Here is a 22,389-nt window from a genome sequence, read left to right as displayed (position 1 = left end):
TAAATCCGAAATTCGTCGAATTATGTACTTTAGTTATATTAGTATTGCAGGTTATTAATATGGCAAGGTTCCAGAGGTTTACCCGTATCATCTCGTAAGGAAGTTCAGTTGATAAAAGTGACTCGTTTTAACTATCTTTAGGGATTAATGAGTTATAAAATATATATCTTTTTTACTACTATGGATATAAGTGAATTTAACTAGGAGGAAAAATAAATTGGTGAGAAAAATTGGATTAAAACGTGTATTAATGAGTGTGAACAAATTAACAGTAGCTTCTATTATTGCTTTTACTAGTACACATACTATATTAACTCCTAAAGAAACACAAGCAGCTCAAATAAAGTCCAATCAAGTTGAAGATTACATAAAGAAAGCAGAAACTCATGCGGGAGCATTAAAATGGGAAATTTCAATTGACTATCGAAATCAAAAGTACCCTAAAAACCCAATTACTCAACCTGATATGTCTATTTATAATAATGTGAAAGATTCTATGATTAAAGCTCAACAGGCATTAGATCGTTTACCTAATTCTTCTGCCAAAACAGCTTTGCTAAAACAGCTAAACGATAATGTAAAAGTATATTATCAACGTGCTCAAGCATATATCGATGCTATAACATCGGGTAGGAAGATCGTTGATAGGGCTAATGAGTTCAATACTTTATTTAAAACGGATCCTATTTCAAATGCGACAGAAATGGAGTATCATGCTATCTCTGCTGAAATTCGTAAACAAGCGACATTACTTTACAAAGTATATGGGCAATCAACACGCTCTGAAATTCTAAGGGTTTATAAGAGCCCAGGTGAGACTATTCTAAAACAACATGCTCAATTAATTACGGCGAAAATGTCGGTTGATAAAGTAGCGAAGATGGTAGGAGCTAACGAATCCCAATCTAAAATCGATAACCAAGCGAACCAAGCGAAATTTGATATTGGTGTGCTAAAAGACGCGAAAACAAAACAACGTCTATTAGACCGATTAGCGTTAGCGTTGAAGGGTGAGTATAAGGTAGATAACGAGTCAGGTCAGAGTAATCCTACGGACGGCGGTCAAGTATTTATCGATAATGGTAAATTTAACGGATATAAAATAAGTACAAAAGGTATAAGTGAGACTGATAAGGGTATTTTCAAAGTGTATATCTATAATGGAACAATTGACCAAGAGTTATGGGATGCATACGCTAATATTGGTAGAATACCATTGGGTCTTTATCAAGCGCCCGATTTTTCTACTAAAGAATACAGGTTAGTAAACCCAGTATACGATACAAAGAACAAAAGATTTATTTTATCCTTTCAGATGCTAGGGGAATCTGCTGTTCCTAGCTATTTTAAAGGGGTAGTATTACACTCTCCATCTTCGAATCCAGATTACTACTTAGGAATAGGAGATGCAGAAGATTCTAATATGATTAAAGTAGAGTACTCATTTGAGAAGGAATGAAAAATGGGTAACTTTAAAGAAGTATTCTTAGTTTTGCTAATTACTTTTTTAGCAATTAGCTTATTACCCAAGGAAATATCATAAATCTTAAGCAAGAAGGCTTTCCGTTTTCATGACGGTTAGATAATTTACGCTAAATTAATCGCCATTGAAAATTGTCTAGTAGAATGGTAAAATATGAATATTCAGAAGCACTGAATGGAAGGGAACCCCTTCTATTCGGTGCTTTTTCTTTTTTATCAAGAAATTTAAGGGGGAATAAGCATGTCTAAAAAAGCTGATATTGGTGATCACGTTACTTTCAATAGAAAGGATTGCAAAATGACAGGGATTGTCTACCTGGTCCGTGATAATAGCGTATTGGTTGAAATCTCTCAAAAGGATAGAGAACTCCTTAATCTAGAAACCAATAAAACAATTGTCGCACATAAAAACTATACTGTATCCAAGAAAGCTAACAAAAAGATGCCCGTTTAAAACAAGTAAAGTGAGGGGAACTACCTACTGGTCAGGTAGGTACAAACAATGCTGAAGGAATTCTTGAAATCCATTGAATCCAATGATTGTCAAAATAAACTATACATAAAGAAAACCTTAACAAGAGTCCAAAGAAGTTTACTAGATGTCATTACACATTCTAATAACGCTGCATTTAAGGTGAATTTACTGCCTGAGCTGACAGTTCAAGGATTAATAAAGGAAGAAATTCAAAAAGCGGATTTTCTTCGTGCGGTGATTGCTCATACCTACTGGAGTTACACATTATATAGACCCGCTCCTGGTGAGCAGATCGTCATCAATATTGAATTTTTCACACCGATCACGGACATAAAATCTATTAACTTATACCTTGAAAAAGATGATATGGAGCAACTAGTAAGGGACCTTCCTGAGAAAATGATACCGAAGGTTAAAATCCGTTCCTTCTTCCAATGGGTACGACTAAAAGTAGAGCTGCTACAGAAGGGGAGTAAGAAATCAGCCAATGAATCTCCATAACCCGCTCCCTTATCAAGTCTTACTTGCTATAACATATTACAAAGGAAACCTCGATAGAATATATCTACTCTTGGTAGCATTCCCCGATCTCCCGCTCCTCCCTATGCAATGCTCTAGACAACTTGTTATTTCTTTGTCGGTTCGATGAACCTCCTTAAACCGCCCGCTTTTGACTCTATGCTGTGGGAGGGCGTTTGTTTTTCGGTTTTGCTGCAGCTAGTGCCCAGACGCGCGACAAACCCTCACCCAACCCTTCGATAAATAAATTCGAAGAATTTAATGGTACGGAATAATTGAATGGATTCGAAGGAATTAAATAATTAAATAAATCCGAAGTATTGAATGATTCGGATCGATGAAATAAATCCGGTAAAATAAAAAGAAAAACAGGCGGTTTAAGGGGAGATGAAGTAGAGAAGGCAGGACAAATGGGGACGGCCAGAGAATATATATTCTATCGAGGTTTATGGTGACGCAGTAAAAAACGATAAGGTTCTCCCCTCTTATTGGCCTTTGTTGCTGAAAAATAGTTGGAGCGTTTTTGTGAAAAACACGAGAGGAGTGCAGCAAAAGATGAAGAAAGATGAAAAAATAGTTTCTGTCGAAACTCTTGGATTAAGTCAAAGAGAGTTTCTTACATTATTTATTTTGAAGGAACTAAAAGATTCAGGACCCAATTATCCAAGGGCTCTGTACAACTTACTAACATCCAATTTTTCAGGTAAAGTTCATAGTTATGATTATTTATGTAAAACGGCCAAAGGGCTTGCTGATAGCGGTGATTTACTTTTGTCCAGGGAAGCGGGACGCAATTTTTATGAAATCTCTGCCAAAGGGAAAAAATTATACGATTGGTATCAGCAGAATTTTAAGGAGCGGTTGTTAGAGATAAAAAAGGTCATCGACCGATTTGTATTCGATTTAACAGGATCCGGTGAACATACACCTGTGGAAGAGGAACTGCCCGAAGAATACAGAAGATATTTCTCTAAAATTATTTCCGTAAAAGACCTTGTTCGATATGTGACTTTGAGAACAGCTTCAAAAAGAACAAGCGTATATATGGGGGAAATTGGTGAATTGCTCAAAATGAAATTTGGCTGGATAGCAAGTAATGGCTATATCTACGATATTGCATCAGAAATGGAGTCCCGCGGTTCTATGGTTGGCCAGTGGGAAAGTGAGAAAAGGACAAAACGGTTTCTAAGAATTACTCCAGAAGGAGAGATCCATTTAAAACAGATTGCTGATGATGCTGCTCATCGTGTAAAGGAAATACAACATTATCTACGCCAGGTCCTTCAATTTCTTTGATTTGCTTGTTAGGTTTTTTGCTTTAATTTGTAATATTGATTTACTATACAATTAATACAAATTTTAGGAGGGTTATTTATGAAACCGACTATTAATGGTTTAAATCAATTAGATACAGCGGTCATGCTGCAAAAGATGATCGTTTTGAACGGAATGCTTAATTACGGTACAGAAGAAGAAAAACAGAAAGCAAAATTAGAATTAAAGGTTTTGTATCCTGAAATCGGTTCAGCCATTAACTTGGATGCTATTGAACAGGCAAAATATGAATTAAACATTTCTGATGAAGAACTCACAATCCGATAATAAAGAAGAAAATGTAAAAAGGAGAAATAATGATAAATTTACCCCTTGAGCTCGTTAACAAATTTGAAATCCACATTGATCCAAGGTCAAATCACATTCATCTTTTTGATCTGGGATCAAGACAACCTAGCAAACAACAAACTGAAGAAGTCATCAAGAAAATCTGTGAGTATTCTAACATTATTTCAATTGACTGGAATTGGATTGTATACGCCCAAGGCAAGGTATTTAGATTTTCACATAAATTTTTCCCGTTACATCATCAAGATGAATCATTATACACACCATTCAAAAAGAGAATGTTCTTAACTTCACCCCTTCGTGGTATTTAGAAGCGGTTAAACTCAAATCCGTTCTCTAGTAAGAGATCATAAGTAAGGAGAGAAATATGCTAATAGATAAAATCAATTTGATCCCTACTACTGCTGAGCCAGGAATTCTTTTAATCTTTTTGTTTTTAATTTCAGCATTAGTTTTTGGCATACCAGCAATTTAAAAAAAGAGTATCAAAGGTGTGTTGCTTGCTCTATTTTTATCAATTTTTGCTACTCTTGGAACATATCTTATTCTATTTTAGTTCTTTAATGGCTTTAAGGAGCAAGATGTAGGTAATAATAATACATGAATTAGTAACACAATTAGAAAAGATGAAGCAGTAGGCATAAGAAAAGCATTCTCCGTTGATATGAAAAAAGGGTGTATTAATTATGAAAGAGAGGGTTAAATTATGGAAATGATTTTATTATTACTAGGGATAGTCATGCTAGTATTACCTTTTATCATGTTATCAAAATTTTTTAACGATAATTCTAATAGAAGACATAAACGTAATACTACTTCAACTGCAAAAAAACTTAATGCAAATGACTCTTATGATTATTGGGATACTGCTAGTGATTTAAGTGGACATAAAAAATTAAAAGACAGCGAAGAAATAAACAGTAGTATTGAAACAAACGCAACTAAATATAATAGCGTCAACGATTATAGTAATAACAATGATTATAGTTCACCAATTAGCAGTTTTAGCTCATATAGTTCCAGTGATTCCAGCGATTCAGGTAGCAGCAGCTCTGATTAAATTGAGTTGCAACTAGTTGAATGTCTGGTTATAAAATGACTTTTCGACCCAAACTACGAAATAAGGAGTGTTGAAAATTGAATTGGGATAATGAACTTAATGAAAAAGAAAAATCTGATATATTCATGTTTTCCCTTGGTTATTTAGAAGGAGTATCCGAAATTAAACCAAAGAATCAAAAAGAAAAAATTGAAAAAGAATTCGCCATAAAACTGATTGAAAAAATGAAAGAGTTTGTGAAAAAAGGAAATAAATAATTCGTAGTACGAAGATTATATGAAATAAAATGATCACCTTCGCCCAAATAAAGTGTGGATAGATGAGTAGAACATCTATTTAATAAGCAATAGTTCGATTAAGGAGTTTTTTAAATGACATTTTATCATGGAATGGTCATTGGTATTTTTATTGGTGCTGCAATTGCATTTATATCATTTTATATATCAGAAAAAGTTAGATGAACACATTAAGCAAAGAGTTTACTAGACTCATATTTTGCAGAAAGGGGCGATAGCTTGACGGAAGATGAAATGCTCTATAAACAAGCAATGAAACGGATTGCTGAACTTGTAGAAGAGGTATTCCTGATTTTTGATGAAGTTGCAGATGAAAACCAGTATGAAAGAGAATGGGTTTTGGATCGATTCAGAGCGGAATTCAACAAAGCAAAACGAACTTTGAAATCTGCAGATATGACGTAAAAGCGTAACTAAACTTTAATGATTCAAAATGATAGATATTTTACTTAGGGTGTGTATGCTTTGATTTTAAATATTTTTATTATCTTTGTTTTAGTTTCAATGGGAGCTGCTACTTATCTTTATTTGCTAATATCCCGAATTGCGATGCCTTTAGAAAAGAAGAAAAAGATTATTACCGGTACAGTATCGATGATAATTACATCTTTCATAGCCATTATAATAACAGTTTATTTATTTGATTTAACATAATTATTGACTTAATAATTACAGCTACATAAAGTTTGTTAAACAAAGTAATGTAACATTATTTAGCATTTAATACGTTAGCATGTTCATTTATAAGAGAAGTATAGTTACGATAGAGACAAATAGCTGCTGCTATCGTTAATAAATCTTTTTGGCTATTGGTCTCTGATTTTCTCTTTTCATAACTTTGTTTTTTTCATCATTCTTTCTAAACCTTTCCTCAAGTCATTATTTTCTATGATTTTCTCTTGCAGTTGCTCTTTTTGTATACGTATAGTAGTTTCCAGCTCTTTTATTCGAATATCCCGTAAAGCCAATTCTTCATAAAGTTGTTTTTGTACCAATATCATTCTATTTTTAAGTTGTTCTACTCCTTGTACCAACAAATCAAAAATTCTAGTTAAATAGCTGCTGATTTCCTGCGAATTATCACTACAAGAATTTAAAAACTGCCTCTTTTTTTCAACCTCAAGATGGTCGTTATAGACGGTCCCGAACAGTTCACCTTTTTTAAAAATTCTTCCATCCGCTTGATACTGATCTATTAGTTTATTATAATTATCACGAACTTCCAGTTCCACTTTTTGCCCCAATGTTACAGACATACCTTTCATTTCCCTTTATAATTTTAAAACCGGTTAACCAAGTTAACCGTTACCCATTATTGACAAAATATAATTAAAATAAACTTTCAGCAAATAGGATTATTTTTTGATTTTTATATACATGTAAACATTGTCAACACCTTGTAGCGAGTGGGTTTTTCATGTAAACAATACTGTTTTTATGTTTACGTAAAATTTTAATAAAGGATGTGATCCCATGGAGGAAAAAAAAGATAAAGTAAGATCATTTCGAGTCCCTATTAGTTTAAACAACACTGTTGAACAGATAATAAATGAATCTGGCAAACAACCTGGAGAATGGTTCGAAGATGTCATTAATCAAATATCAACAAATGAACTAGTGCTTGAAAAAAACGGTGTACCTGCAGATTTACGAAGACACTTTAGTAGTGACCTTGCTGCACTAAAAGATGCAACTAATTCCATTACGTCCTTATTTATTTCTCAGATGAATCGTGTCGCAGTAGAAAAGAATAACTGGATAAATTTAAGCTCCGCAAAAGAAAAAGAATATGAAGAACAAATTAAAAATCTTAAAAGTGACGTTCAACATGTTGAAAATCAGCTACAAAACAGTCATGACCAACTTCAAGATGCCAATAATCATATTATCCAGCTTCAAAACAAAATAGATGGATTCGACAAGCTAGAGGAACAATTAAGAAAAAGCATTAAAAGCCTTGAAGAAGATAAGGAAAAAAACGAACTTGAAATTAGTAAATTACGAAATGAGTTTTCTGAAGAACGTGCGAAAACATTTAAAGATCAAGAAGAATTAAGGAAACATCATAAAGAAGAAAAGGACCGATTAAATCAGCAAATTGTTAATTTTATTGAAGAACTAAAGAAGTCGGAACCTATTAATGAAGAGAATAAAAGCCTAAAAGAGAGAATAACTTCCCTTGAGACTGAAATGAAACAGAAAGATGCCGAATTTGATTTAAAGATTGCTCGGATACAAAATGAAGCTGAGCTTGCAAAAGAAAAAGCTGTGTTAGTAATTGAACGTGAGTTAAGGGAGCTTCTTTACTCGCAATTTAGAGCGGATACAAAGGAATTATACGAAAAAATTGAAAAGTTACAGGAAGAGAACAGTAAATTAAAAATTATTAACAAAAAACACTAAGTTATTACAATAAATATGGTAATATATGATTAATAAAATATTTTAACAAAACGCGGAAGCACCGCTAACCTTTATTAAAGGATTAGTTTGGTGTTTCCTTTTTTTATGGAAGGAGGGGGAACCAAATGAAATCAGCAACTTTAAAAGAAATAAGAAAAAATAGGAATTTGCTGCTAATCGAGGTAGGCAATGCATGTAATTTATTACCCAGTACCATTTTTAAAATAGAAAATGGATTTAGCTACAAAGAAGAGGATTTAATAAAAATTAAAAATTATTATTCAAGCATTCAATAACCAAGACATCTTAAGGTGTTTTGGTTATTGAAAGGAGGTAACTACGGAATGAATAGTGCAAGAAATCACCAAGGGAGGATCATTAAAGCACACGAATATCAATTGGAAAAGCACGGTAATATATATTGTATCGATAAAAAATGCAACTCACCTCTTGTATATGTATCTGCAACGGAAAACACATCCTCATACTTTAAAACAACCGGTAAAGGGGATTCCATACATCATGAAGCTTGCGCTTTTGCACGCCCCCTAACATTTGAAGAATCCCTTAACAAGGTGCAAGAATTACAAACAGAATTTATAGAAAAAAACATACCCCCTGTCATGATAAGACTAAATTTGAATCGAATTGACCCCGATTACGAGCCCCGGTCTGTCGATAGGGAACAAAAGCCTTTTGATCCTACGAAAGTAGTGGTAAAAGGAAACAGCTCAACAACTAGTAGTATTTCTTCATTAAAGGCTATTGTTAAACTAATCGAGTTAAATCAGCCTGATTTACTGGCATCCGTAATGTTAACGATTAAAGGAAAGAAAATACCATTAACTGAACTTATTATTACACCTGAAGAAGCCTTTGATCTTTTATGGAAAAATCAATTGCATGATACCGTTCCTTATTTTGTTTATGGGACTATCAAACAATTCATAAAAAGGGAAAAGGTCTATTTCATTTCCTTTCACACCGAAAAAAAGTTTTCTTTAGTTGTATTTGAAAAATACTTTCCTCATTTTACTTTTAGTAAAGGACAATTAGAAAATAAAAAGATACTAGCTTATGGATTCTTAAAGAAAAATGACTATAATGGCCGCGCAGTTGAAATGGCTATCAAATCAAATAGTTATTTAGATTTTCTGAGGTAAATTGAATAGTTTAGTCCAGAAGGAACAATAATGAAAAGGGCCGAATTAACAGGCCTTTTTTAAATTATGGTATTGAGAAATATAGAAATTAAAGGTAAGATTATTCTATATTACTAATTTATTCAAATCTAAACCCAAGCGGGATTAGGGTATTCTATATAAAAACACTTTTTCGAGTGAATAATCGCCATAAGGCAGAAATCTGTCTTTTTGACATTATTCATTGGAGAAAGTGTTTTTTTTCGTTTAAAACACTTTTAAAAACTTTTTAAGGAGTGGAATTTGTTATGAAAAAAATTAAATTTAGTTGTTGCGGATGCGGTCGAGAGGTAAGTGAGGATGAAAAAATCTCAGATCTCACTCAAGAGCTGCTTCAAATCTGTAATAACTGCACCAGCAAACCGTTAAATCAGTTTGTTGGATATTCAATTTCATAAAAAACTAATATGAAAAAGGAGAATTCAATATGGATTTATTAATATCCTTATTAACTACATCGTCAACATGGTTATTTATTCTAGGAGTAGTCGCTTTAGTCTTTGTACTGAAGGTAGTGAAAAATATAGTAGCAACTATAGCCAGTCTGATCTTTACTGCTTGGTCACTAATTAAAATTTATGTTTTTCTTAGCGACAAATTTTAGTAAGGGTTAAAAAATCATAAAATTGATAGTTAACAAGCAGCAGGTATATCTTGCTGTTTTTTTATTTGAAAACTTTTTAAGGAGTGTAAATGATTATGGAAAAAACATACAAGGTTCTTCACCTTTTCTGCGGAATTGGAGGAGGCAGTATAGGATTTGCAAATGCACAGGAAAATTATAGAGGGATTCAAGGTAAATTTGAAAATATATGTGGGATTGATGTAGATCCTGAAGCCTGTGAAGATTATCAAAACTTAACAGGCAATAGAGCAGAAAATTTAGACCTATTTAGTCGGGAACAATACATTCAATTTCATGGAAAACAACCACCAGAAAGTTGGGAGGAGATAACTCCAGGGAAACTTAGAAAAATTGTGGGAGATATTCCTGACGTTATTTTTACGAGTCCTCCCTGCAAAGGTTTTTCAGGTTTACTACCTGAAGCTTCAGCAAAAACTCAAAAGTACCAAGCCTTGAACAAGTTAACTGTTCGAAGTATACAGCTTATTTTAGAGGCTTACTCGGATAATCTTCCAGCACTTATTCTACTAGAAAATGTACCACGAATTACGACTCGTGGGAAGCACCTACTAGAACAAATTAAACAACAACTTGAATTGTTTGGATATGCCATAAACGATGATAGAAATAACTATCATGATTGTGGAGAAATTGGAGGCTTGGCACAAAAGAGAAAGAGATATTTAATGATTGCAAGGAATCCCGCAAAATTAGATGCATTTGTATATAAGCCACCCACATTAAAACTTAAAAGTATTGGTGAAGTATTAGGTAATTTGCCGCTCCCTGGTCAAGGAAAATACGGGAAACTTCATCAATTACCAAATCTTCAATGGAAAACTTGGGTTCGTCTTGCGCTGATTCCAGCAGGAGGGGATTGGAGAGACTTAGAGAATTGTGATTGGGAAAAATACATCATCACTCAATCACCTGGGCCCCTATCTGTTAAAGTATCAAACCCAAGCACAGGATTCAAAAGTGATACTCATCACGCAATTTATAGGGTACAAAAATGGGATGACACGGGTAAAACAGTTACCGGTGCTATGCGTCCTAATAATGGAGCACCATGTATCGCAGATCCAAGGCTAGATCATCAAAAGGGTAGGTATACAAACAAATGGCAAGTTCTTAAATGGGACGGCCAAGCTACAACAGTAACAGGTACTCAAGACATTCAGGCGGGTGCACAAAGTATTGAAGATCCACGGTTAACTTGTAGCCCACGTGCTGGAACAATGGGTGTTCAAAAATGGGATGAGCCAAGTAAAACTGTAATTGGAGCGGGGGATATCCATGCTGGTTCTGCAGCTGTAGCTGACCCGCGAATTCCAGAAGAAACTCAACAAGGGGTATTTATTATTATTGCTGAAGATGGAACATGGCACAGACCTCTAACAACACTAGAATTAGGTGTTTTGCAAAGTTTACCTCTAACTCTCTACTCTGGAGAACCACTTAAACTAGCAGGAAACAGTGATGCTAGATTTAGAGAGCGAATTGGCAACATGGTGCCTCCAGCAGCGGCTCAAGCCATTGCTGATACCATGTTAAGAACATTGCTTGCAAATGAGTCTGGTGAATGGTTAATGTCTGGAGAGGAAATATGGGTAACCCCTTATAACGAAAACGAATATGCGGAAGTACAAGGAGAAGTTGATTATGACAGCTAATCTATTACAAATAGCAGAAAAGCTCATTATGTTACTAAACCTATCATTTAAAAAGTTAAATGCTTTTTTAGATAAATGGCAGCAATTGATTGAGCAGAATATTGAGTCAGAAACAGGTATAAACAGCAATTTCCTTCTTATTTATATTAAAGAACGAATGAAATCAATGTTGATAAGAGATTATTAAAATTATCGTTCTTTTAAGACACCTAAAGTGTTAAAAGATTAATAGTTAGGGTGGCAGCGAAATGAAAAAATGTGTAGTTATTATAAATGAACAGAAAATTGCTGGTTATGTTGTAGCAAGAGAACAAATTCCTGAAACCAATGAAGAGCGATACATTGTCGCGAATGAAGATGGAGATTTGATTTCTGTGGGCAAGGAATTTGTAATGTTTAATTAACTACTTGTGTCACAATACAAAATTGTATTGCAATAAGGACTACCTTATGAAAAACGCTATACTTTGAAGATTAAAAAACTTGTTCCGGAGTATTAAACAAAAGGCTTATCACTGATAGGCCTTTTGTTTTGTTAGTTTCTTTTTTTAATAATCTAATATATAATTAACTATATATTTCCTTTTACTTTTTTGTTTCACCTACGCAGGCGAAATATTATTTTTATTCAAAAGCACTTTTTTCAAGGTGATTTAAACTACTTTTTTGTAGTTCTTTTAAATCAATTTGAAAAAGGTGCTTTTTTTTGCCTTTTTTTAAAAACTTTTTAAGGAGTGGTGTGAATGTACAGGATTTTTCTTCTTTCTCTGTGGGCGTATGCGGGAGTGTTAGTAGCAATCTATACTCTAACATTTAATCTTCCGATGATGTTCCTAAACGCTTTTTATATGATGTTATGGGCTTGGGTCCTACAAAATCTGTATGGCAGGAAGGAGCAAACAAGATGAAACCCGTTTATGTTTTATACGGATTGGAAGCTTATCTTTTAGAACAAAAGAAAAATGAAATAATTAGTAAAACTCTTCCTCCTGAAGAGATTGAATTTGCTGTAAGTGTTCATGACGCGAGGGAAACATCTATTCAAGAAGCAATTGATGATTGTCAAACCCTCTCCTTATTAGGAGGTAAACGAGTCGTCATTGTGAAAGATTGTTATTTCTTAACTACAGAAAAAAGTAAGGAGAAAGTGGAACACGATCTAGACGGTCTTTATTCTTATTTGGAATCTCCTAATGAAGATACTACTTTTATTCTCATTATTCCTTATGAAAAGATGGATGGGAGAAAAAAAGTAGTAAAGAATATTAAGAAATTGGCCAATGTCTATGAGGCAAAATCCATAAAAGGAAGTCAATTGTTTGATTGGATTTACAATCGTTCAAGAAAAGAAAATATTTCTATGTCAACCGATGCTATTAATCTCCTTATTAACTATATTGGCTCTAACCTTTTCCAATTAGAACAAGAAATTGTGAAAATGTCGCTATATATCGGTAAGGGAAATGAACTGGCGGTTGAAGATGTAGAAATGTTAGTATCCAGAACATTGGAGCAAGATATTTTTAAATTAATCAACAGTATTATGAATAAGCAAATTAATCAAGCCTTTGAATTGCTGGATGACATGTTAAAACAGGGTGAAGATTCGATAAAGATTATTAATCTGATTGCTAGACAGTTCCGAATTATATTTCAGCTAAAGGAATTGCAAAAACAGGGAGCATCGAACGGGGAAATGGCATCTAAATTAAAGTTGCATCCTTACGTCGTAAGTTCAACCTTATATATGTGTGAACAATACAATGCAGATCAGCTACTTAATATTCTTTCTCTCCTGTCTAATCTCGATTTCAAAATGAAAACAGGGCAAATTCCAAAAGAGTTATCCTTGGAAATATTTTTAACGCAAGTAGCTTAAATGAGAAAACTTTTTAAGGAGTGGGTATACAATGAAAAACATTTATGTAGTAGAGCATAAATCATTAGCAGAAAGAATTCGCAATAATAATATGCAGAAAGTGGCATTAGAGAAAGCAAAAGAAGAAAAGAGGCAGCGAAACCTAGTAATCAAAAACCGTCTATATACTTTGTCAGTTGGTTTATTAACCTCTGCGTTCATGGTTGGAATTGTATTATTAGCTAGCCTTATGGATGGCTAATGTCGAGAATCTTAATAGAGTTTTCTAATCAAGAAAAGATGGCCCATTAGGGAAATGATTCTATTTAATATAGAACATTCCTTAATGGGCTTTCCCTTTTTAAGGAGGAAAAAAAAATGGCGAATGACATGATTACACAAATAAAAAGTGAAATGAAAAAGGTGTACTTAGAAGATGGTAAACCAATAGTAGTGGGATACTCAGGTGGGAAAGATTCTAGCCTTATGCTTGCTCTATTATGGGAAGTGTTGAAGTCTATTCCATTAGAGAATCGAACCAAAACGGTTCATATCATGACATCGGATACGAAGGTGGAAGTACCCGCAATTTCCGAATTTATTAAGGGTACCTTACAGAAAATTGAACATCAAGGGAAGGTCGATCAGCTGCCTATTCAAGTGCATAAATTGGAACCTACTTTAAAGAGTTCGTTTTGGTTTAAGATTTTAGGCAGAGGGACACTTGTTCCAACACCGGAATCACCTAGATGGTGTACAAGTGCGCTCAAGATTTCACCTTCGAGAAATTTATTAAAGGAGTTAATTGCTTCCGCTCCCACGACTATAGGTGAAGAACATGCTTTAACACTGATGTTAGGCCTTCGATTGGAGGAGTCAGCCCGTAGAGCTGCCAACATTAGAAACTTTGAAATTTCTAAGAATGGACTATTCTCAAGACATGTTGATTTCAAAGAAATTCGTGTTATGTCACCAATTAAGTTCATAGGTAGTGATGAGCTATGGTTTGAACTTCTAAATTTTGGAAGGCTCCCTTTTGGCATTAGTGTTGAGGACCTTACCCTTCAGTATGGTGAAGATATTTTGGAATGTGGTCTGAAAACATCAACGGATGTCGGGAATGCCTGTGGTGGTTCAGGTTCAAGAATTGGTTGCTGGACCTGTGGATTGGTTAGCGGGAATGATCCAATGCTTCTTCGATTTATTGAGGAAGGTAAACCATACCAGGGATTATTAGATTGGAAAAATTTAATGCTCAACATGAGAAATGATATTCGATACAGAGAACTTATGCGAAGGCAGACTTATAACAAAAAGGTTAATGAGTATGAGCTTGATAAGGGTAAAATAGACCTTTTTGATTTAGATGACTCAACTAAAGATATAAATCGTTATGAAACCTTTAAACGGGCAAAATACGATATCTATGAACCTGGTTCATTAACGGTTGAAGGAAGAATGATACTACTAAAAGCATTGCTACACACACAGCAGGAACTTGGAGAAACGCTAATTTCCGAAGAAGAAATTCTGGCTATATTAGAGCAATGGAAAGATACTGATCAAATCATAATATCCCGGGACCAAATAAATCCTGAACCTTTTCATTATGACGGACAGCTTGTTTTTAAAAAGGAACGGTTCCGTAAATATCAAATAGTCAATTACAAAAAGACTGTAAATCCCAATAAAATCTTCTACGTTACCGTTGAATTAAATATGGAAGAAGTAGAGTTTTATCAGTTTTTCAAAAAGAGGCAGCGCGAAACTCTTACAAGCTTATTCTTTTTCCCCGAAGCTCAAGAATTTAGGGACAAAAAACTGGTATGGAATAAGGCAACTTTTGTTGTATGCAAAGAAGGGATTAAGACTCAGGAACAAGCATATGAGTACGCATACAAATGGCTAGGATGGCAGTATGGCCATTTTACAGAGGAAACACAAAAGGCGGCAATAAATCATTTGATTCTCTCCGCTCTTTCAGAAGGACTTACAGAGAAGCAGGAAAAGCAGCCTAATAAAATCCCAAACCTTATTGAAAGTCAATTTGAAGAGGGACAATTAGCCTTTGCTCTATAAATTTTAGGAGGACTTCTTATGTTTGTAAAAGAAAAACAAGGATTTAAATTCCCTTTAAATAGCACTAAAGGCAAACTTCCTATTGCTGAAGTTGTAGTAAATAAATCTACCGTTGATTTAGTTGATAATAGTGAAATCGATTCCTTCTTTTTTCGCTCTCTTGAAAAAGAAGGAATCTACCTGACTAAGGATCAGTTACAAGCAGTGAGGGCTAAAAATGGCCCTCACTTAGTTATTGCAGGAGCTGGCAGTGGGAAAACAAGGGTCTTAACCAGCCGTACCGCCTACTTACTTAATGTGTTAAAAGTTCCCGCAAATGCGATTATGCTTTTAAGCTTTACGCAAAAGGCAGCAAACGAAATGATTGAAAGAATTAGTAAGTTACCAGGTATAAGTCGATTTAACCCTGAACAGATTGTGGCTGGAACCTTTCATTCCGTATTTTTAAAACTATTACGCTCTCAAGGATATGCTCAAAAAATATTATCTAGTAATAAGCAAAAAGAAATCCTTATACAGCAAGTTTTAAAAGAAATGAATATAAAGGACACATATGAGCCAGAATCACTTTTAACCTTCATATCCTCATATAAAAATAAAATGATGAAGCCACATCATATTCAGGCAAGTACATTGATTGAAAAAGAGATAAAGGAAATCTATTATCTATTTGAAAAAAGGAAAGAACAACAAAATTTAATGGAATTTTCCGATATTCTTCTAGAATCGGTACATTTATTAAAACATAATGAAGAGCTGAGAGAACAATTACAAAATCGGTTTCAATATATATGTGTCGATGAATTTCAAGACTGTAATCTCGTACAAAAAGAATTAATAAAAATGATTTTAAACCCAGTACATGAAAATTTATTAGTAGTGGGAGACGAAGATCAGTGCATTTACCATTTTTCAGGCAGTGAAATTGGTATCATTCTAAATCTAAAAAATGAATTTCCTAATTTAACTCAAATCACTCTCGATACAAATTATAGATCGATCGATAGCATAGTTGGATTAGGTAATTCTCTCATCAGACATAATAAAAATCGGTTAGGGAAGGTTTTAAAATCAGTTCAGCCGTCAACTATGAGCCCGCTCTATATGAGGCCATATAATGCTGATCATGAAGCTAAACTAATTGTTCAAAACATTATTTCAGAAGTAACGGCTGGGAAAAGGGCATATAGTGATTTTGCTGTACTATATAGAACCCATAGTTTATCAAGAGCGATATTAGATGAATTAACTATACAAGGGATTCCCTTCATCGCACATGGTTCAAAAAAGTCGTTTTATGAGAATCCGTTAATACAGCCAATCCTTTCTTATCTAAAATTATCGCTGGATCCTAACAACATAAAAGCGATTGTAGACATTGCTCCAACCCTTTATTTAAATAAGGAAAATGTAGAACAACATCTCATGAAGTTTGCTCATTCAGAAAGGCAATTAGACTATCTCGGGCTACTACTAGGAATCCAGGGAATGAAACCCTACCATAAGGAACAAGTATTCAATCGAATTGACAGCATTAAAAAGTTAAAGTCTATGAGACCAAAAGAGGCTATTCAATTTATTCGTAAAGGCCCCTTTAGGTATGAAGAGTACCTAGATATAAATAAACGTAAAACTTTAACGTTAAGCAAAGAGTGGATAACCGATGCGCTGGATGAATTAGAAACAGCAGCCGAAAAATTCCAAACAATCGAGGAGTTCGTCAGCTTTATCAATCAAATAATACCCAAACAGAAAGATATGGATGATAATAGGGAAGATGCTATTCATTTAATGACTATGCACAGCTCTAAAGGGCTGGAATTTCCGTGTGTCTATCTATTGGGAGTAGTAGATGGGATTCTTCCCCATAAAGCCATAGACAATGCTAATGGCCAAACGGATCGTAGAGAAGCTGGTAGTACTGATAAACAACATGATGCATTGGAAGAGGAAAGAAGGATCGCTTATGTCGCCGTATCCAGGGCAAAAGAAGAGTTGATCATTTCTTCCCCTAAAAATTACAGAGGAAAAAGTACCAGTATATCGCGATTTTTAGTTGAAGCCTTTTCTAATTGACCAAAGGCTTTATGATAGGGAGGAAGCCACTATGTTTTACACTTCCTTTGAAAAAGCAAACTATGGCGTTTACAAAGGTATAGAAACAACAAAAACAACAAGTTTGACCCTTGCTTTGGGTTTACCCATTCATAAGGTGCCCAATAAAGCTGGTTTAACACCAAATAAAAAATATAAATTTAAAAATAAGGAGTTATTGGGTTTTACAATTGTAGACGATGACGGTGTAAGTCGGTCATTTTCCCGATACAATGTATTTTGGAAGTTTAAGAAATAAAACAAAAGCACTTTCTCTTGCTCGGCAGGGGAAAAGTGCTTTTGTATATAAGGGTTATTCCAATAAGGGGTAGTATAAGGAAAATGCGGATTTACAACGCAAAGGAAAGTTTCAATCCATAAAAAAGTCAATTTCAGTCTTCTTCACAAACTTAGAAATTAGTATCATTCAACTTCTGTTTTCTTTTTTTTACCTGTGGGACGTATAAAAACTCCAAGGGCGATTAATAAAGTTCCAATAAAAGTCATTGTACGAAATACAGTTACTGATTCCAAATAACCCATTGGGTAAATTACTGCACTTGCTAATATACCTAATCCGAAAGAACTTACAATATACCCTAATAACTTTCTATCCAATTTCATCCCCCTTATTAATAAAAATATAATCAAGAATTTCCGCACTTTACTGACAGGCCCGAATAGGTAATTAATTTATGGAGTTGCAACCTATTAGGGATTATTTAGTAATGGTTTTTGACATGATCCCAATCGATACCAATGCTTCATTCACAAACGTATCCATAGTTGTAGAAGTGGTATAAAATTCATTTAAAGCATCAATATAGAAATATTCACTTTCTAGGATTATATAGCCATTCTGGTCCAAACTATATAACGCGTTCGATACAGCATGAAACTTTTGATTGTCTGTCAAGTTTCTCCATCCATATCCGGTCATTCCGTCAATATAAGTTTCTGAGTCCTTGTTGCTATTTAAACTTGATGAACTTCCTGAATTTGAAGCATAGCCTGAAGAAAGAGCACCTTGTACCTCCTCTGAGGATGTAATGATTGTTCCTTTTATAGGTGGCTCAACTCTACTTTCTACTTCTGCAAGCGTAAGACCCGATTGTGTTCCAGACATAACTTGAGTTATATCTAAGTTATCAAGTATTTGTAGTAGTTTATCGCTCGGTCTTTGGCCTATTTCTCGAGCAATATCTATGTTCATCGCTACTAATGAGAAATTCTTCAAATTTACTCTATATGTAGGAAATTCCGTATCATTTAAATATACATTTAAACTATTTAGAAAGCTGGGAAGCAATCCTCTAAACTTCTCATTATAATCTTCATAAAAATCGACCAAATACAGGTATTGATCACTTATTTTCTTCTGATTAAAATCACCATTCATTTTAATAGTAAGATAAACTAGTCCTCCATTTTCGTTCGATACAATGTGTTCATATTCTTCAATGAATTCGTTCGTTCCTAGGAATGTATCCCTTTCTTCCTCGGTTGGTACAGCTTCGTTTACCTCTTGCTCTACAGTCTCAGTTGCAGAAGAACAAGCTGCTAGAAGTAGCAAAATTGCAGCGGTCAAAAAAATCTTTTTCATGTTTTCCCCTCTTTCTAATTTTATAAAAGTTCATAGGCCATGTATGTGGATTTAAAAGAAGCAAATATCTAGATAAATTTAATTAGTAAACCCTTTCTTTACTTTCACATTTTCCAACCTTGGCGAAGAAATTCTCTAATATAATAAATATTAGGTAAGTTTTCTAAAACCCCTTCTTTTCCTTAAATGGTCATCCAATAGGAAAATCATGATAGATAGTGCTGCAAAGCAATTAATGATTATAAATTGCTGGATGGACTGTAACGTTTTACATATTTTTATACCAAACTTGTGGTATTTTGCCTAAACTGTTTAATTATGAGAAAATGACAACAAAATAAATATGAGGTGATTAACAATGAATCTAGAAAAATACCCTCGAACAAAAGAACTTATCCAGGAAGTTAATTTAGAAGATAGAATAGATAGAATTCAATGGTTACAGTTAGACAAAGAGGAGGCAGCAACCGCACTAGCAAAAACGTATTTGGTTTCAGTTCTCTCAATGTCATCAAACCCTTTTACCAAGGAAAAAGCGAAGAGGTTGACGGATCAACTTTATTTTTCAGTAGGATATCAACTTCATGGATTTGCGAAAGAAGAAGGAAATGCACAATTAGGATACGCCAACTCTGATGTTACTAGAATTTTTAAACATATTGCTTTTGGGGGATATAGATTTCAATAATCATTGAAAGGTGACTTACTAGTTACCTTTTTTTGTATTTTCAATCCTATATCTTTAAACTATCCAATTTGTCGATTATACTTAGAAAAATGACGTTTATAGGGGATTGCTGTTTATGGATAGAATTAAATTAGGATTGAATATTAGAAAGGTAAGAAAAGAAAAAAACATTACATTAAGAGATTTGGCCACAGGGCTTTTTTCTCTTGGAAAAATGTCCAATATTGAGAACGGGATTACAGAGATTACCGAAAAAGAACTATTATCGATATGTGCTAGGCTCGGAGTAACAAAAGATGAATTAATGCCTGAAAATGAGAGGGTATTTCTTAATGAGATTCACTCAAAAATTTCAGAAATTGAAAATTGTATTTTCCTCAACTTTTTTGAACACGCAAAATACTTAATTAAAGAATTAGAAAATATGACAAAAGAAGAAACTACACATTTTCATCTGTATTATTTAAGAGCCCTACTATCGCATAAAATGGGCGAATATAAAGGAGTATTTCTTTATCTTCAAAAGATATTAAATCATACAGCCCGTAATGAAGTTGAACTAAGCATTCAATCTAAGTCCCTTATATTAGCTGGCGTGATCAACTATTCTTTAGGTGATTTTAATACCGCCCTTGATATGACATTAAAAGCATCTGAATTAATTGTAGATAAAGCCGAGTTGAATAAAATACAGTATAATCTTGCTGTGATACAGGCAACAAAAGGAAATATTGCAGAGTCAAAAATAATTATTGAAAAGATGGAGCGGCTTTATATTAGTAATGATCCAAAAATAAAATATCTTTCAGCTTTATTAGAAGTCCTAACAGGAAATTATGGTGAACCCATCGAAAAGATTTACCAACTCAGGTCTGACTTTTTCAAAAATAATGATTATGACACTTTTATCAGAAGTTTACTTCTTTTTATCTACCTGCATGATATACAGGTAAAAAAGTTTGATAGATATATAGGAGAAATCTTTAACTTTTTAGAACTATATTTAAATCAATTAGTTAAAATCAACGATTCTGAAGATTTATCAATATTACTATCGCAAGCCTTATTAAATAGTGCATTGAAGCGGAAGGACAAGGAACAAGCTGAAATACTAATAAATTACATTAACACCTTTATAAATAAGTACCCAAAATCTGCCTCTCATTCTTTTTCATATTATCTAAAATCAAAGTATGTAGAGTTATTTGATCCAAATCAGGTAGAACAAGAAAGGTTAATAAAAATGGCATTGGAGTCATTTCCAGAAGAGTCCCATTCTATTTATAAGGGGATATTATTTTTTGAACTTGCCCAATTAGGTCCAAATGAGGACAGTGAATCTAGTTATAAGCGAGCAGCTCAGGAATTCTATTCTTCAGTTTTAAACAAGCATTTTAATCCAGTACAGTTTAAATTTTTACACCCGAAGCTATATATAACTTTATAGTGAATGTCTTATTGTTTTCACATATTGTTTTTCCCTATTTATCCTTAAAGTGTTACAATCATCATGTCATAAATTCTTTTAAGGAGATTCTTGAACATGGATAACAAAATATGTAGTTTTCCTTCATGTAATATCCAAGCGACAGAATTACTAACAACTATAGATAATGGGTCTTACAAAATTTCATTATGTACATTACATATCCACGAATATAATAAAAGCGATGAATTAATTCGGTTATCAACTGAAATTACTGAACTCTTACCTTGCTCCTTATGTAATAGTAAAAAAGCCGATCTTCAATATGAGGTACAAGAAATGAACAAGTCTACCCAAATTTACTTATGTGAGTCACATTTATCTCAATTATTAGAGCATCGATTATCAGCAAATGAATATTTAAAGCTCCGTAATAAATACGGTCTATTTTTTGATATAAGTGACCATTTTTATGAATACTAGATTGTAATTGTTCACTTAATATTGTTTTAGAATTCATTAGTTTTATTACTTAAATATATGATAATATAAAACTAAGATTTGCTTTCTTTCACCCCAAACCATGCGGATTGGGAAACATCAACTTTACAAGAAACGCTCAACAGAGTGATCGTTTATTAATGCCTAAACGATACTTTGTTGGGCTTTTTTTGTTTAAAAAACTTTTTAAGGAGGAATAGAAATGTCTTTTTTGATTGAGTATAACCGGGTGGTGTACAAAGATTCAAATAAACGGCTGCTCCTATTTATAAAAGAAGGAGATAGTAATGTTTACGAATCCAATACAAATCTTAGAGCTCGTGATTGGCACCTTGCTGCTGCTGGAAATGAAAAAGATCTATGGAGAGTAATAGGGAAACGTTCTGGCCAAGTGGAGGGTGGAATATTGCAAAGAGCAAAAGGTTGGAATGATAGTATTTGGACTACGATTGAAGAATATATTAAACTATACCGCTCCAAAATTGCAAATTCCAGAAATATAAATGAATTACTGAATGACTTCGAGATTTATTCAGTAATTGAAAAAGTAGACAATTTGGAAAGTGCATGTCTAGATAAGCACTTAGTTACCATAATTCAAACTCTTGAGTACTTCATGATAGGTACGAATTATTACAACAAAGATAAAAGAGTTTATGAGACTAAAATAAACAAACTAAAGGATTTATTTTTCTTATTGGGTGAATTTCCTTTGAAATTGAATACAGAGGAAGTGTCAATTTACTTTCGAATAAAAAACAAAAGGGCCCGTATATGAGGAG

Annotated in this window: 27 protein-coding genes; 23 read left to right on the top strand and 4 right to left on the bottom strand. The window is 33.6% G+C overall.

The annotated features are described in order from the left end of the window. Nucleotides 1-220 precede the first annotated feature (220 nt). The 8 genes from AR328_RS16145 (at nt 221) to AR328_RS16105 (ending at nt 5,860) form a co-directional block, all read left to right on the top strand. Complete coding sequence (locus AR328_RS16145) at nt 221-1,459, top strand: hypothetical protein (RefSeq protein ID WP_231734945.1); 1,239 nt, start codon at nt 221-223, stop codon at nt 1,457-1,459. Between the two features lie 264 nt (nt 1,460-1,723). Further along, nucleotides 1,724-1,936: a DUF2187 family protein gene (locus AR328_RS16140; protein ID WP_066297823.1), complete on the top strand. Its 213-nt coding sequence runs from the start codon at nt 1,724-1,726 to the stop codon at nt 1,934-1,936. Between the two features lie 63 nt (nt 1,937-1,999). Continuing rightward, entirely contained in the window at nt 2,000-2,458 is a 459-nt protein-coding gene (locus AR328_RS16135; protein WP_231734927.1) for a hypothetical protein, read from the top strand. Nucleotides 2,459-3,001: 543 nt separating this feature from the next. Further along, a complete protein-coding gene (locus AR328_RS16130; RefSeq protein ID WP_231734924.1) occupies nt 3,002-3,772 on the top strand; it encodes a hypothetical protein in 771 nt (256 codons plus the stop codon). Nucleotides 3,773-3,850: 78 nt separating this feature from the next. Further along, nucleotides 3,851-4,078, top strand: coding sequence for a hypothetical protein (locus tag AR328_RS16125; RefSeq protein WP_066297814.1), 228 nt, complete (start codon nt 3,851-3,853; stop codon nt 4,076-4,078). 727 nt (nt 4,079-4,805) lie between these two features. Beyond that, on the top strand, nt 4,806-5,159 hold the full coding sequence (locus AR328_RS16115) for a hypothetical protein (RefSeq protein WP_066297809.1): 354 nt from the start codon (nt 4,806-4,808) through the stop codon (nt 5,157-5,159). Nucleotides 5,160-5,236: 77 nt separating this feature from the next. Then, nucleotides 5,237-5,416, top strand: a complete 180-nt coding sequence (locus AR328_RS16110; protein ID WP_066297806.1) for a hypothetical protein — start codon at nt 5,237-5,239, stop codon at nt 5,414-5,416. 258 nt (nt 5,417-5,674) lie between these two features. Continuing rightward, complete coding sequence (locus AR328_RS16105) at nt 5,675-5,860, top strand: hypothetical protein (protein ID WP_066297798.1); 186 nt, start codon at nt 5,675-5,677, stop codon at nt 5,858-5,860. Between the two features lie 425 nt (nt 5,861-6,285). Here AR328_RS16105 and AR328_RS16095 read toward each other — a convergent pair whose 3' ends face one another. Further along, nucleotides 6,286-6,711 carry a hypothetical protein gene (locus tag AR328_RS16095; RefSeq protein ID WP_066297796.1) on the bottom strand — a complete coding sequence of 142 codons (426 nt, stop codon included), beginning with the start codon at nt 6,709-6,711 and terminating at the stop codon, nt 6,286-6,288. Between the two features lie 217 nt (nt 6,712-6,928). Here AR328_RS16095 and AR328_RS16090 point away from each other — a divergent pair, with 217 nt between their 5' ends. The 6 genes from AR328_RS16090 (at nt 6,929) to AR328_RS22615 (ending at nt 11,762) form a co-directional block, all read left to right on the top strand. Continuing rightward, on the top strand, nt 6,929-7,858 hold the full coding sequence (locus tag AR328_RS16090) for a hypothetical protein (protein ID WP_066297793.1): 930 nt from the start codon (nt 6,929-6,931) through the stop codon (nt 7,856-7,858). A gap of 125 nt (nt 7,859-7,983) precedes the next feature. Beyond that, nucleotides 7,984-8,154 (top strand): hypothetical protein, encoded by a 171-nt coding sequence (locus tag AR328_RS22620; protein ID WP_156422714.1) that lies wholly within the window; start codon nt 7,984-7,986, stop codon nt 8,152-8,154. Nucleotides 8,155-8,202: 48 nt separating this feature from the next. Further along, nucleotides 8,203-9,021, top strand: coding sequence for a DUF7828 domain-containing protein (locus tag AR328_RS16085; protein ID WP_066297790.1), 819 nt, complete (start codon nt 8,203-8,205; stop codon nt 9,019-9,021). A gap of 738 nt (nt 9,022-9,759) precedes the next feature. After that, complete coding sequence (locus AR328_RS16080) at nt 9,760-11,358, top strand: DNA cytosine methyltransferase (RefSeq protein WP_066297787.1); 1,599 nt, start codon at nt 9,760-9,762, stop codon at nt 11,356-11,358. After that, entirely contained in the window at nt 11,348-11,545 is a 198-nt protein-coding gene (locus AR328_RS16075) for a hypothetical protein (protein WP_066297781.1), read from the top strand. Before AR328_RS16080 ends, AR328_RS16075 begins: the two co-directional genes overlap by 11 nt. Before the next feature lie 61 nt (nt 11,546-11,606). Beyond that, entirely contained in the window at nt 11,607-11,762 is a 156-nt protein-coding gene (locus AR328_RS22615) for a hypothetical protein (RefSeq protein WP_156422713.1), read from the top strand. A 220-nt stretch (nt 11,763-11,982) separates the two neighbouring features. Here AR328_RS22615 and AR328_RS23125 read toward each other — a convergent pair whose 3' ends face one another. Then, nucleotides 11,983-12,171, bottom strand: a complete 189-nt coding sequence (locus tag AR328_RS23125; protein ID WP_082677276.1) for a hypothetical protein — start codon at nt 12,169-12,171, stop codon at nt 11,983-11,985. A 91-nt stretch (nt 12,172-12,262) separates the two neighbouring features. Here AR328_RS23125 and holA point away from each other — a divergent pair, with 91 nt between their 5' ends. The 5 genes from holA to AR328_RS16050 all read left to right on the top strand — a co-directional run bounded on the left by holA (nt 12,263) and on the right by AR328_RS16050 (nt 17,648). Beyond that, nucleotides 12,263-13,237: a DNA polymerase III subunit delta gene (gene holA / locus AR328_RS16070; RefSeq protein ID WP_066297779.1), complete on the top strand. Its 975-nt coding sequence runs from the start codon at nt 12,263-12,265 to the stop codon at nt 13,235-13,237. A 31-nt stretch (nt 13,238-13,268) separates the two neighbouring features. Then, on the top strand, nt 13,269-13,478 hold the full coding sequence (locus AR328_RS16065) for a hypothetical protein (RefSeq protein ID WP_066297776.1): 210 nt from the start codon (nt 13,269-13,271) through the stop codon (nt 13,476-13,478). Nucleotides 13,479-13,594: 116 nt separating this feature from the next. Then, entirely contained in the window at nt 13,595-15,295 is a 1,701-nt protein-coding gene (locus AR328_RS16060) for a phosphoadenosine phosphosulfate reductase domain-containing protein (RefSeq protein ID WP_066297769.1), read from the top strand. 18 nt (nt 15,296-15,313) lie between these two features. Next, the gene (locus AR328_RS16055) at nt 15,314-17,371 is read left to right on the top strand and encodes an ATP-dependent helicase (protein ID WP_066297767.1); all 2,058 of its coding nucleotides are present in this window, start codon (nt 15,314-15,316) and stop codon (nt 17,369-17,371) included. A gap of 31 nt (nt 17,372-17,402) precedes the next feature. Further along, entirely contained in the window at nt 17,403-17,648 is a 246-nt protein-coding gene (locus AR328_RS16050; RefSeq protein WP_066297765.1) for a hypothetical protein, read from the top strand. Nucleotides 17,649-17,812: 164 nt separating this feature from the next. On the opposite strand, the gene AR328_RS16045 is transcribed toward AR328_RS16050, so the two are convergent. Then, nucleotides 17,813-18,007: a hypothetical protein gene (locus AR328_RS16045; protein WP_066297763.1), complete on the bottom strand. Its 195-nt coding sequence runs from the start codon at nt 18,005-18,007 to the stop codon at nt 17,813-17,815. A 100-nt stretch (nt 18,008-18,107) separates the two neighbouring features. Beyond that, nucleotides 18,108-18,992: a hypothetical protein gene (locus AR328_RS16040; protein WP_066297761.1), complete on the bottom strand. Its 885-nt coding sequence runs from the start codon at nt 18,990-18,992 to the stop codon at nt 18,108-18,110. A gap of 358 nt (nt 18,993-19,350) precedes the next feature. Here AR328_RS16040 and AR328_RS16035 point away from each other — a divergent pair, with 358 nt between their 5' ends. The 4 genes from AR328_RS16035 to AR328_RS16020 all read left to right on the top strand — a co-directional run bounded on the left by AR328_RS16035 (nt 19,351) and on the right by AR328_RS16020 (nt 22,385). Beyond that, complete coding sequence (locus tag AR328_RS16035; protein ID WP_066297759.1) at nt 19,351-19,680, top strand: hypothetical protein; 330 nt, start codon at nt 19,351-19,353, stop codon at nt 19,678-19,680. 115 nt (nt 19,681-19,795) lie between these two features. Then, nucleotides 19,796-21,127, top strand: coding sequence for a helix-turn-helix domain-containing protein (locus tag AR328_RS16030; RefSeq protein WP_066297757.1), 1,332 nt, complete (start codon nt 19,796-19,798; stop codon nt 21,125-21,127). A 96-nt stretch (nt 21,128-21,223) separates the two neighbouring features. After that, the gene (locus AR328_RS16025; RefSeq protein WP_066297755.1) at nt 21,224-21,589 is read left to right on the top strand and encodes a hypothetical protein; all 366 of its coding nucleotides are present in this window, start codon (nt 21,224-21,226) and stop codon (nt 21,587-21,589) included. Between the two features lie 220 nt (nt 21,590-21,809). Beyond that, on the top strand, nt 21,810-22,385 hold the full coding sequence (locus AR328_RS16020; RefSeq protein WP_066297750.1) for a hypothetical protein: 576 nt from the start codon (nt 21,810-21,812) through the stop codon (nt 22,383-22,385). Nucleotides 22,386-22,389 lie beyond the last annotated feature (4 nt).

The sequence above is a fragment of the Bacillus sp. FJAT-29937 genome, from assembly GCF_001509555.1.
In the GTDB taxonomy this organism is placed as follows: domain Bacteria; phylum Bacillota; class Bacilli; order Bacillales; family Cytobacillaceae; genus Cytobacillus.
Note: the sequence above shows the minus strand (reverse complement) of the source record. Positions and strands in the feature narration are given on the sequence as shown.